This window comes from Streptomyces yatensis (assembly GCF_018069625.1).
In the GTDB taxonomy this organism is placed as follows: Bacteria; Actinomycetota; Actinomycetes; order Streptomycetales; family Streptomycetaceae; genus Streptomyces; species Streptomyces yatensis.
Genome location: NZ_CP072941.1, coordinates 2,458,026 through 2,469,372 on the forward strand (window position 1 = coordinate 2,458,026; position 11,347 = coordinate 2,469,372).

Below are 11,347 nucleotides of genomic sequence, written 5' to 3' on the forward strand. Positions count from 1 at the left end.
GTCCCCCATGGCCGACGGAACCGAGTCCGCCCGCACCGCATCCGCCCGCGCCTCCGCCGGCGGCGCCCCGCCGGGCGGGGCCCAGGCGCCGTCCCCCGAGGACGCGTATCTGGAGCGCCGCACCCTGCGGCGCGGCAGCGCGGGCCCGCTGCTGCTGACCGGCCTCGGCGTCGCCTATGTCGTCTCCGGCGACTTCTCGGGGTGGAACTTCGGCCTGTCCGAGGGCGGCTTCGGCGGGCTCGCCATCGCCGCCCTGCTGATGGGCCTGATGTACGCCTGCATGGTCTTCGCGCTGGCCGAGCTGGCAGCGATCCTCCCCACGGCGGGCGGCGGCTACGGCTTCGCGCGGCGCGCCCTCGGCCCCTGGGGCGGCTTTCTCACCGGCACGGCGATCCTCATCGAGTACGTCCTGGCCCCCGCCGCCATCTCCATCTTCATCGGCGACTACGTCGAGTCGCTGGGCCTCTTCGGCCTGGAGTCGGGCTGGCCGGTCTATCTGGCGTGCTTCGTCCTCTTCATCGGCATCCATCTGTGGGGCGTGGGCGAGGCGCTGCGGTTCAGCCTGGTCGTGACCGCCATCGCCGTCGCCGCGCTGCTGGTCTTCGCCGTCGGCGCCCTCACCGACTTCGACGCGGGCTCGCTCAACGACATCCCGGTGGACCATTCGGCCGCCGGTGCCACGTCCTGGCTGCCGTTCGGGCTGCTCGGCATCTGGTCGGCGTTCCCCTTCGGCATGTGGTTCTTCCTGGGGGTGGAGGGGGTGCCGCTCGCGGCGGAGGAGACCCGGGACCCGGCCCGTACGCTGCCGAAGGCCATGGCCTGGTCCATGGGCATCCTGCTGCTCCTCGCCCTGCTCACCTTCCTCGCGGCCACGGGGGCGCGCGGCTCGGGCGCCGTGCAGGAGGCGGGCAATCCGCTGGTCGAGGCGCTGCAGCCGGACGGCAAGGCGACCGCGCTGTCCCGCATCGTCAACTACGCGGGCCTCGCCGGGCTCGTCGCCTCCTTCTTCTCCCTGATCTTCGCCGGTTCGCGCCAGCTCTTCGCCCTCTCCCGGGCCGGCTACCTGCCCCGCTTCCTCTCCCTGACCAGCAGGCGCAAGGCCCCGTTCCTGGGGCTGCTGGTCCCGGGCGCCATCGGCTTCGCCCTCGCGGCCTGGACCGGTGACGGCGCCCGGATGCTCAACACCGCGGTCTTCGGCGCCACCATCTCGTACGCCCTGATGTCCCTCTCCCATATCGTCCTGCGCCGTCGCGAGCCGGGCCTGGACCGGCCCTACCGCACCCCCGGCGGCACGGTAACGTCGTCCATCGCCTTCGTCCTGGCCTGCTCCGCGCTGGTGGCCACCTTCCTGGTGGACAAGGACGCGGCCTTCATCGCGCTCGGCGTCTACGCGGTGGCGCTGGCCTACTTCGCCTTCTACAGCCGCCATCGCCTGGTCGCGGCCGCGCCGGAGGAGGAGTTCGCGGCGCTGGCGGAGGCCGAGGCGGAACTGTCCCGCGATTGAGTGCACAGTGAGCACACGTTGAGTGCACAGATCTTCGAAGATCGGAGTCCCCGGTGTCCAAGCCCCTGATCGGCGTCAGCACCTATCTCGAATCCTCGGCGAGCTGGGGCGTCTGGAACCTCCCCGCCGCGCTGCTGCCCGCGGGCTACCACCGGCTCGTCCAGCGCGCGGGCGGCCTGGCGGCGATGCTGCCACCGGACGAGGACCCGGCCGCCGCCGCGCGGATCGTCTCCCGCCTCGACGCTCTCGTCATCTCCGGCGGCCCGGATGTGGAACCCGTGCGGTACGGGGCCGAGGTGGACCCGCGCACCGGGCCGCCCGCGCGGGAGCGGGACGCCTGGGAGCTGGCCCTGATCGACGCGGCCCTGGCGTCGGGCACCCCTCTGCTGGGCATCTGCCGCGGCCACCAGCTGCTGAACGTCTTCCTCGGCGGCACCCTCGTCCAGCACCTGGACGGCCACGCGGGCCTTCCCGGCGTCTTCGACCACCACGAGGTGAAGCCGGTCCCGGACACGCTCCTGGCCGAGATCCTGCCGGACCCGCTGTCCGTCCCCACCTTCCACCACCAGGCCGTGGCCCGGCTGGGCGAGGGCCTGGTCCCCTCGGCCCACTCCGCGGAGGACGGAACGGTGGAGGCGGTGGAGCTGCCGGACGTGGAGGGGTTCGTGCTGGGCGTCCAGTGGCATCCGGAGGCGGGCGACGACGTACGGATCATGCGCGCCCTGGTGGAGGCGGCGGGGGGCTGAGGCGGGCCGGGGCCAGGCGGGATCGGGCCGGGGCGAGCCGCGCCCGGGCGGACCCGGGCGGGCCCGGATCAGCCGAGCTTGAGCAGCAGCTCGGCCAGTTCGCCCGGCATGGTGATCATGCAGTCATGGCCGGTCTCCAACTCCCACACCTGCGCCGGGCTGCCGTTGGGCTGGACCGCGGGGACGGGTCGCCGGGTCATGCCCGGCGGCACATTGGCGACGCAGTGGATATGCGTCCGCGGGATCGCGTTCACGGCCGGGTTGTCCAGCCGGACCGGCTGCTGCAGGCAGCGCACCGACTGATCCGACATCATCGAGCGCAGCCACGCCACGTCCGCCGGGTCGGTGACCCCGAACAGACCCCAGGACGGGTCCATTCCGACCAGAGGCGGATTCCGCCAGCCGCTCTCGGACGCCAGTGCCTGGTCGATCATGGCCTGGGTGAAGGGCATGACATCGGCCGCGGTCTCGCCGTCCTCCGGGACCATCGCGTCGAGGTAGACCAGCTGCGCGATCCGGTCCGGGAGCTGGTTGGCCGTGGACGAGATGACCAGCCCGGCATAGCTGTGCCCGACGAGCACCACATCGGTGAGGTCTTCCTCGGTGATCAGCCCGACGATGTCGTCGACATGTGTATCGAGCCCCACCTCGGGGCCCAGCAGATGTGCCGTGTCGCCGTAGCCGGTCAGCGTCGGCGCGACCACCCGGTGTCCGGCCGCCGCCAGCAACGGGACCACCCGCTCCCAGCACTCCCCACTGTGCCAAGCGCCGTGCACCAGTACATATGTCGACATATTTCCACTCCATCCGCATCAAAAATAAACGGGACGCTGTCCCGTTTAAAAATATGGGACAGCGTCCCGCTTAGCAAGCGGGGACCGGTGCGGCGGTCAGGAGTTGATCTCGAACGGGTCGCCGTAGACCTTCCACTTCAGCGGCGGCGTCAGGTCGAAGTTCTTCTCGTTGAGGAACTTCCGCTGCTCGGTGTCGACGCGGCTGGTGTCGCTGTGCGCCTCCTCGCTCTTCATGGCCTCCTTACGGGCGTCGAGGAAGGCGCCCAGGTACGTGGTCTCGTTGCCGCCCTGCGCCGGGGGCTTGGCCTTGGACAGCGCGGTCTTACGGATGCCGCCGAAGCTGTACTTGCTGTCGCCGGGGCCGTGCATCACGATCGCGTCGTAGTAGATGAACTGGCCGAGCGCGCCCAGGCCGTCACCCTTGCCCTGCTTGACGGCCGGGTTGAAGTAGACGCGGTCGCGCTCGTGCTCCTGGGCGTCCTGGAAGGCCTTGTCGGCGGCGGCCTTCTTCCAGTCCTTGGTGAAGTTCGGGTCCAGGCCGTCATGGGAGTCGGTGCCGTCGACGTCGCGCAGCGCGGGGAGGTACTTGGCCAGGACGTTGCCGGGCTTCTGCTCGGTGTAGTACTCGACGAGGTCCAGCATGTCGCCGGTGCCGGAGCAGAATCCGATGATGCCCGCGGTGTAGCCACGGCCGTCGTCTATGTCCTCGATGTACTGGAACTGGGCGCGCCAGTCGAGCGAGGAGTTCTCGGCGCTGGAGACCAGCTTCATGGCGATTTCCTTCTTCGCCGGGTCGTCCAGGCTGCTCGCCGCGGCGGCCTTGTGCGCCGAGTGGCGGTGCGTGTCCGCCGACGACGGCAGGTGGTCGGACGCCTGCCCGACTCCGACGCCGGTGAAGACGAGCGCGGCCGGTACGGTGACGGCCACCGCCGCGAGGCCGATCCTCCGGGGCATGGGGGACATGGGGACTCCGTTCCTTGTCGACTGTGGGGGAAGTGCGCTCGGCCGTCCCAGGACGCACCGGGGCGACCCCGGGTCCTGGGACGATCCGTTAGGAACCTTTCCTAACCATTCAAGCGAGCGCGTCGTGTCCACCACAAGGGTTTCGACACCATTCGACAAAGAAGCCCTGTGCCGGTCCGCCTCCGGGAGGCGGCACCAACTCCCTTGCTACGACTGGGGTATGGGCATCGCCGGGTCCGCGCCACCAGCGGCCCCGGACGCTCCTGACCCACCGGCAGCCCCCGACGTGCCGGTGAGGCCCGTCGGCTCGGCCGCGCCCTCGGCCCCGGCCGGCGTCTTGGTCACCGGCCGTGCCGCGATCGCCCGCCACCACGGCTCCAGCGGCAGCCCCTGCCCCGGCTCGAACGGCTGCCCCGGACGCGGAACGGCCACATTCGCCCCGGCCTCCCCCGCCGCCGACACCGTTCCCTCCGCGGGCTCCTCCCACGGATGCGGGGCGAGGTTGAAGGTGCCCCAGTGGATCGGCAGCATGATCCCCTTCGCCGGGTCCCCGCCCTGCAGATCGAGGTGGGCCCGCATGCCCTCCTCGGGGGTCATATGGATGTCCGGCCAGTACTCGGAGTACGCGCCGATCTGCACCATGGTCGCGTCGAACGGCCCGTACGCCGCGCCGATCTCCGCGAAGCCGGGGAAGTAGCCGGTGTCCCCGCTGTGGTAGACCCGGTGCTCGGGACCGGCCACCACCCAGGAGGCCCACAGGGTGTGCTGGGTGTTGCGCAGCCCGCGCCCGCAGAAGTGGCGGGCCGGGGTGGCGGTGAGCGTGAGCCCGGCGACCTCGGTGGACTCATGCCAGTCCAGCTCGGTCATCCGGTCGGCCGGGACGCCCCAGCGCTCCAGATGGGCGCCGACCCCGAGCGGTACGACGAACATGGCGTGGCCGCGCACCAGCGCCCGGATCGTGGGCATGTCCAGATGGTCGTAGTGGTCGTGGGAGATGACCACCGCGTCCACCGGCGCCAGCTCCCGCAGCGCCACCGGCACCGGGTGCAGCCGCTTGGGCCCCACCATCGAGAAGGGGGAACAGCGCTGCCCCCATACCGGGTCGAACAGCACCCGCCGCCCGTCGATCTCCGCGAGCACGCTGGAGTGCCCCATCCAGGTCAGCCGCAGCCCGGAGGCGGGCGGGGTGGCCAGATCGGCGACGGTCGTGGGGTGCACCGGCACGGGCCCGGCCGGGGCCCTGCGGACGCGCTCCTCCTTGCGGAAGTAGGTGGCCGCGAACTTCAGCATCGAGCCGGACGGGGCGATGCGGGCGCCCACCGGGTTCACGAACACACCGTTCGCGAAGTTCGGCGACCGTCGGATGCGCTCCATCCGCTCCCCGGCGGGATCGGCCCCGAAGGCGGCGGGGCGCAGGGTGGCGGTGAGCCGGGAACGTGTCGGACGGGAGCCGGTCACGGATCCTCCAGGGTGAGAGGGCGGGGGCACTCCAACGCGCGGTGCCGTTGGGCTGCAATCACACAACTCTTACGAGGGGTGACCTTGTTCCGGAACGGGGGGCTCGGCCGGGGTGAACGACACCACCAGATGGTCCTCCAGCGGGCGGTAGCCGAGCCGCTGGTAGAGGGCGTTGCTGGTGGGGTTGTCGAGATCGGTGAAGAGCAGGACCTCCCGCACCCCGGCGGCCCGCGCGGCCCGGCTCACGGCGGCCGTGGCGGCGCCCGCGTAACCGCGTCCGCGCAGCTCAGGCGGGGTGTAGACGAGGGCGACCCGGGCCATGCCCGCGACCGTACGGCTGATCCCGGCGCAGGCCACCGGCCGGCCGTCCAGCTCCCACAGCGTGATCCCGTCGTGGCTGAGCTTGTCGTCCACCTGGGCGCCGACATCGTCCATCAGCGCCTGGGTCTCGCGGGCGAACCCCTCGTACCAGGTGACCAGCAGCTCGCGGTCGGCGGCGGTGGCGGTCCGGGGGCGCCCCGGGGGCGCGGGATCGGGCGGGGTGAGGGTGCCGAGCCGGTAGAGCCGGTGGTTCTGCTCGACGCCGCTCACCGCGCCGGTGAGGCCCGTCCAGGCGGTGGCGAAGGTCTCGGCGGTCTCGCGCCCGGCGTTCACTCCGGTGATCTGCCGCTCGCCGTTCCCCGCGAGGGTGCGGGCGAGCGCCCGAGCCGCCTCGTCGGGCAGGGGCGAGAGCAGCGGAGGGTAGGGCGGGGTGCACAGAAACACGCCCTCCACCGAGCCCTGTCCGGTCCACCATCCGTAGACCGGCGGCTGGTCGCCGTATCTGTCGCTGCCCCCGGCCACCAGGGAGGAGACCACTGTGAGCAAAGTGGTGTGCCGGGCCGGGCGGGCGCCCAGAAAGTCGCCCGCCGCGGCCCGGAACTCATCGAGGTCGTACGTCACCGTCCACGCCATGTGCTCCAGGCTGGCGCGGAGCGGCGGAGCGGCGCACCTCAATTTCCTCGCTTCTGACCGGACGACCGCTCGGCGGCCCGGTCAGCGGCCGCTCAGCAGCTCAGGTTGGAGCCGGGGGTGGTGCCGAGTATCTGGACGAACCGCTGGTAGGCGTCGATCCGGCTCTGCACCTGGCCGGGGTTGCCGCCGTTGCACTCCAGGCTGCCGTTGATGGCGCGGATGGTCTCGCCGAAGCCGCGCTGGTTGACCATGGCGTTGTGCGGGGTCATCGAGCCGGCCCCGGTCTGGGTGTTCCAGAACCACAGGGCGGTCTTCCAGGACACCGCGGCGTCCCGCTCCACCAGCCAGGGGTTGCCGAGCAGGTCGATGCCGAGCGCGTCGCCCGCGGCCTTGTAGTTGAAGTTCCAGCTGAGCTGGATCGGCCCGCGGCCGTAGTAGGCCGCCTGGCCCGCGGGGCAGCCGTAGGGCTGGTTCCAGTCGCAGTAGTGCGGGTAGTTGGAGGTGTTCTGCTCCACGATGTGGACCAGGCCGCCGGTCTCGTGGTTGACGTTGGCCAGGAAGGCGGCCGCCTCCTGCTTCTTGACGGTGTCGCTGCCGGTGTTGGCGAAGCCGGGGTAGGCGCTCAGGGCGGCGGTCAGGCCCTGGTAGGTGTAGAACGAGTTCCGGTTCGGGAACATCTGGTTGAACTGCGCCTCGCTCACCACGAAGCCGCTCGGGTTCTGGCCCTCGCCGCCGCAGTTGAAGGGCTCCCAGTACCAGGTGCTGATCACCGGGTCATAGCCCGGGTTGTCGTGCTCCGCGCGGTAGTACTTGCCGTCGGTGTACCGGACGATGTCGCCGGCGACATACGCCCTGCCCGCGACCCAGTTCGGGTAGTCGCAGGCCGCCTGGGCGGACGTCCCCGCCGCCGAGGCGGATGAGGCCATGGGCATGACAAGCACACTTGCACACACCGCCGCGGTCGCCGCGAGCGGCGCCAGAACACGTCGTCTCCACATGGGGCCGATCTCCTTCGCGTGGGGGGCCCTGCAATGCTGAGGGACACTCAAGCGGCTTGGTCTATACCAGTCAAGGTATAGACCAAACCTTTGTGCCGGAATGAGCAAAGTGGCGGCCGTCGCGGCAAGTCCGTTGGTGACGAAGGGATCTGATTGACGATCAGGTCTCGCGCTCGGGGCGATAGGCGTCGGCGTCCACCCCGAAGGCCTGCGACAGCTTCCATCACCGCACACGCAACTGCCATGGCGGCGGCCGCAGTCGGGGAACGGGATCGAGCACGCCGACTCGCCGAACGGGCCTATTGCCTAGCGCTGCAAATCTCGACGGCCGAGGAACGGCCAAGTTGGTTGTACTGGCTCAGCCCAGTTCGGGCCCAGCTTCTGCTCGGCGAGGCCGCATACGCGGCACGTGACTGGTCAATCGCCGTCAGCGCCTTCAAGGAGAGCTTGATGGAGCTAGAAGGCTATCCACGTGATCACGCGTACTACAGCGCCCAACTGGAATACGCCCGCAGGCGAGCCTGACCAGGGTCGTTGCGTCAAACGCAACGATCGCCCGGGCGCTTCTCCACACGTGTTCGGCCATGTATCGCTATCCACACAAGACCGCCTACCGGCCGCCGGCGGACCGTCCCGCTCTGCGCGAGACGACGGAGCCCGGGGCGGAGGCGGACGCGGAGTGGGACGAGCGGCGGCTGCGGCTGTCCCCCGAGGGGCTTGCGCACTCCGACGCCGAGGCGGCCGAGTGGACCGCGCTGGACCCGCTCTTCGGCTACAGCCGCCATCCGCACCGAAGCGCCGGTCTGCCATGCCGGACCGGCGCCTCGGTGATCTCGGTGGACGGCGACGGCACGGTGCGCCGCTGCCATTTCGTCCCGGCGGAACTGGGCAATCTCTACGACGGGTCGTACCGCGCGGCGCTGCGGCCCCGGCCCTGCCCGCTAGCCGTCTGCGACTGCCATATCGGCTATGTGCACCTGGAGTCGCTCCCCCTGTACGACGTGTTCGCGGGCGGTGTGCTGGAACGCGTCCCGGCGCCGCCCCCGCCGGTCGGTTCGTGGTCGGTCGGTCACCCTGCTTCCCCCTCGATCCCCCTGGTCATGACGAGCGTCGCGGAACCGCGCGTCACAGGAACAGAAAGTCCGCTTCCCCGGCCTTCGCCCCCTGGATGAAGCGTTTCATCTCCACCGGGGTGTAGATGAGTGCCGGTCCGTCCGGATCGGTCGACTGGCGCAGCGCCACCCGCCCGTCCTTCAGCCTCATCGCCTCGACGCAGCTTCCCCCGTTGCCGCCACTCCAAGGCTTGTGCCAGCCCTCGCTGCCGAGGTCCCTTGCCGGCATGCCGCTGTAGACGCGGCTCCCGCATATGCGATCCATCGTTCAGATCTCCTTGCGAATGCGACTCAGAATGGCCTGAGTCGTCTGTGCAGGCGCGGCCTGCGCGCACATCCGGTCCAAGGCCTCCAGGAATGCCGATACGTCATCGCGCTGGTCGAAGTAGGAGCCGCTGACCAGCGACTCCGTATACGCGATATCCGGCAGCTCCGGGATCGGGAACCGGAAGATATGGAAGGGGCCGTACATCGCCGGGTGCGGGCCGGCGTCGAACGGCATGATCTGCAGCCGGATATGAGGGGCCTCCGCCTCCTCGATCAACCGCGCGATCTGGGCACGCATGGTCTCGGAACCGCCGATGGGGCGGCGCACCACCGTCTCGTCCATGACCACCCACAGCATCGGCGGGTTGTCCCGGGTCAGCAGGGCCTGGCGTTCCATACGGAGGGCGACATTGCGCTCGATCTCCGACTCGGGCGCATGCGGCATGCCCGCGCGGAGCACCGCGCGGGCATAGTCCTCGGTCTGCAGCAGCCCGGGAATGTAATGCGGCTCGTAGGCCCGGATCAGATTGGCCTCGACCTCCAGGCTGACGAAGGTGTTGAACCACTCCGGCAGGACGTCGCGGAACCGGTGCCACCAGCCGGCCTTGTTGGCCTCGCGCGCGAGGGAGAGGAACCCCTCGACCTCTTCGGGGTCGGTGACGCCGTACGTCCGCAGCAGCTTCTCGACGTACGGGAGCTTCAGACCGACCTCGGCCTTCTCCATCCGCCGGATCGTGGCATGCGTGACGTCCAGGGCGCGCCCGGCCTGTTCGAACGACAGCCCGGCCTTCTCCCGAAGGTCCTGGAGCCGTTTTCCGAGCACGACTCGCAGGACGGTCGGGGCTCCGCCCGCCCGCGCATCCGCCACTACCGTCCCCCTCCAAGTACCTTCACGACACAGCAGTCTGGCATGGGCTCAGCATTCCGAACAGCCTGCGCTTGCGATTCTGTAATTTACAGATTGAACCTTGCCATACGCGAGCGTGACAGAGCATAGTGTCGGCGTGGCTCCTTCCTATGAGGCTCTCCGGTTAGGGCGCGGCGGCACCGTGGTCGCTCCGCCCCGCCACGACGTGTTTCGTCTGCCGGCGCTGAGCACGTCCGTCGCCGAGGCGAGAAGGCATGTCGTCCGGCGGCTGCGCTCATGGGGCATCGACCAGGACACCCGGGACAGCGCGGAGTTGATCGTCTCCGAGCTGTTCACCAACGCGGTGCGCCACACCTCCAGCGAGGACGTCCGCTGCTCACTGCAGCTCATAGGGACCCGGCTGCGGCTCGAGGTGGCCGACCAGGGCTGCGCCCGTACGGTGCCGGAGGCCAGGTCGGTGACCGCGGACCAGGAGGGCGGCCGCGGGCTGATGCTGGTGGAGGCCCTCTCGGAGGCCTGGGGGGTCAGGCCGAACCAGGGGGGAGAGGGCCGCGCCGTCTGGGCCTATCTGGCGACGTAGCGGCTCCGCGACGAGACGACCGGACGAGCGGGCACGGACGAGTACGACTCACGCACGATCCAGGCACGACCCAGGCACGATTCACGCACGACCCACGTACGAGCAGGCACGGCGCGACGCGACGTCCGGCGGCCGAGGCGGCGCGAGCACAGGGGCTCGGAACGAGCGGTGCCGAGGGAATAGGGGCAGCGACAGCGCACGAGGCGGTCAGCCTCGGGGCGCCAACGGGGGTCTGCCCCTATTCCTCCGGGACCGCTTCGGGTCACGGAACGTTCAGGGCCGCAGCGGCAGCAGATCCGGCCGCTTGGGCTCCACATGGTCACCCGACGACTCACCGCGCAGTCGTCGGCCGATCCAGGGCACCAGATACTCGCGCGCCCAGTGGATGTTGTCCCGGCGCACCTCGGCGGCGGTGCGCTGCCCCTCCGGGGGCCAGGACTGATCGGGGTCGGCGGGGACGTCGAGCCCGAGCACCTGACCGGCCCTCAGCGCGACCCGGGTGTGCCCGTCCGGCGACAGATGCAGCCGGTCGGCGTCCCAGGCCCGGCGGTCCTGCACCGAGCGCAGCGACCACAGGTCGAGCACCGGGCAGTCGTAGCGGTCGGCGATCGCCCGCACATGCGCCGTATACGTGGCGATCTTGCCCCGCAGATGACGCAGCACCGGCACCCCTCGGGTGTCGAAGCCCGTGCACAGCAGCACCGTGCCCACCCGCGCCTTGAGGTCGGCGACGGCCGCCTCGTAGCGCTCGGCGACATCGTCGGGATCGCTGCCGGGGCGCAGGATGTCATTGCCCCCCGCACAGAAGGTGACCAGATCGGGGCCGAGCTCGATGGCGCGCGCCACCTGCTCCGCGACGATCTGGTCAAGGAGTCGACCGCGTACGGCCAAATTGGCGTAGCGGAAATCGTCGTGAGGTCGTTGGTCGGACAGCAGGACCGCGAGCCGGTCGGCCCAGCCGACGAACACACCATCAGGACCGGGGTCGCCGACGCCCTCGGTGAAGCTGTCGCCGACGGCTGCGTACGACCCGATCGAACCGTTGCTGAATCTCTCCTTATCGTCTGCCACGTCGGGACATCATTCACCCGACGGCGTGACTT

Annotated in this window: 11 protein-coding genes and 1 pseudogene; 4 read left to right on the forward strand and 8 right to left on the reverse strand. The window is 70.3% G+C overall.

Annotated features, from left to right (window positions below; genetic code table 11):
• Nucleotides 1–7: 7 nt before the first annotated feature.
• Complete coding sequence (gene eat, locus J8403_RS09820) at nucleotides 8–1,504, forward strand: ethanolamine permease (protein WP_211122833.1); 1,497 nt, start codon at nucleotides 8–10, stop codon at nucleotides 1,502–1,504.
• Between the two features lie 53 nt (nucleotides 1,505–1,557).
• A complete protein-coding gene (locus tag J8403_RS09825) occupies nucleotides 1,558–2,250 on the forward strand; it encodes a gamma-glutamyl-gamma-aminobutyrate hydrolase family protein (RefSeq protein ID WP_211122834.1) in 693 nt (230 codons plus the stop codon).
• A gap of 68 nt (nucleotides 2,251–2,318) precedes the next feature.
• Here J8403_RS09825 and J8403_RS09830 read toward each other — a convergent pair whose 3' ends face one another.
• The 5 genes from J8403_RS09830 to J8403_RS09850 all read right to left on the reverse strand — a co-directional run bounded on the left by J8403_RS09830 (nucleotide 2,319) and on the right by J8403_RS09850 (nucleotide 7,417).
• Nucleotides 2,319–3,044, reverse strand: coding sequence for an alpha/beta fold hydrolase (locus tag J8403_RS09830; RefSeq protein WP_211122835.1), 726 nt, complete (start codon nucleotides 3,042–3,044; stop codon nucleotides 2,319–2,321).
• 96 nt (nucleotides 3,045–3,140) lie between these two features.
• Nucleotides 3,141–4,007, reverse strand: a complete 867-nt coding sequence (locus J8403_RS09835) for a chitosanase (protein ID WP_211122836.1) — start codon at nucleotides 4,005–4,007, stop codon at nucleotides 3,141–3,143.
• Between the two features lie 207 nt (nucleotides 4,008–4,214).
• Nucleotides 4,215–5,465 carry an MBL fold metallo-hydrolase gene (locus J8403_RS09840; protein ID WP_211122837.1) on the reverse strand — a complete coding sequence of 417 codons (1,251 nt, stop codon included), beginning with the start codon at nucleotides 5,463–5,465 and terminating at the stop codon, nucleotides 4,215–4,217.
• Between the two features lie 69 nt (nucleotides 5,466–5,534).
• On the reverse strand, nucleotides 5,535–6,419 hold the full coding sequence (locus tag J8403_RS09845) for a GNAT family N-acetyltransferase (protein WP_211122838.1): 885 nt from the start codon (nucleotides 6,417–6,419) through the stop codon (nucleotides 5,535–5,537).
• A 92-nt stretch (nucleotides 6,420–6,511) separates the two neighbouring features.
• On the reverse strand, nucleotides 6,512–7,417 hold the full coding sequence (locus tag J8403_RS09850) for a glycoside hydrolase family 19 protein (RefSeq protein ID WP_211122839.1): 906 nt from the start codon (nucleotides 7,415–7,417) through the stop codon (nucleotides 6,512–6,514).
• Nucleotides 7,418–8,127: 710 nt separating this feature from the next.
• Between J8403_RS09850 and J8403_RS09855 the strand changes: the two are divergent.
• Nucleotides 8,128–8,589, forward strand: a pseudogene (locus J8403_RS09855) (STM4011 family radical SAM protein); the annotation flags it as partial.
• Here the strand turns inward: J8403_RS09855 and J8403_RS09860 are convergent.
• Nucleotides 8,543–8,794, reverse strand: coding sequence for a DUF397 domain-containing protein (locus tag J8403_RS09860; protein WP_078639994.1), 252 nt, complete (start codon nucleotides 8,792–8,794; stop codon nucleotides 8,543–8,545). The pseudogene J8403_RS09855 and the gene J8403_RS09860 overlap by 47 nt on opposite strands.
• Before the next feature lie 3 nt (nucleotides 8,795–8,797).
• Nucleotides 8,798–9,664 carry a helix-turn-helix domain-containing protein gene (locus J8403_RS09865; protein WP_161559451.1) on the reverse strand — a complete coding sequence of 289 codons (867 nt, stop codon included), beginning with the start codon at nucleotides 9,662–9,664 and terminating at the stop codon, nucleotides 8,798–8,800.
• Between the two features lie 136 nt (nucleotides 9,665–9,800).
• On the opposite strand from J8403_RS09865, the gene J8403_RS09870 reads away from it, so the two are divergent.
• Entirely contained in the window at nucleotides 9,801–10,244 is a 444-nt protein-coding gene (locus J8403_RS09870) for an ATP-binding protein (protein WP_246585773.1), read from the forward strand.
• Between the two features lie 273 nt (nucleotides 10,245–10,517).
• Here J8403_RS09870 and J8403_RS09875 read toward each other — a convergent pair whose 3' ends face one another.
• Complete coding sequence (locus J8403_RS09875; protein ID WP_211122841.1) at nucleotides 10,518–11,315, reverse strand: SGNH/GDSL hydrolase family protein; 798 nt, start codon at nucleotides 11,313–11,315, stop codon at nucleotides 10,518–10,520.
• Nucleotides 11,316–11,347 lie beyond the last annotated feature (32 nt).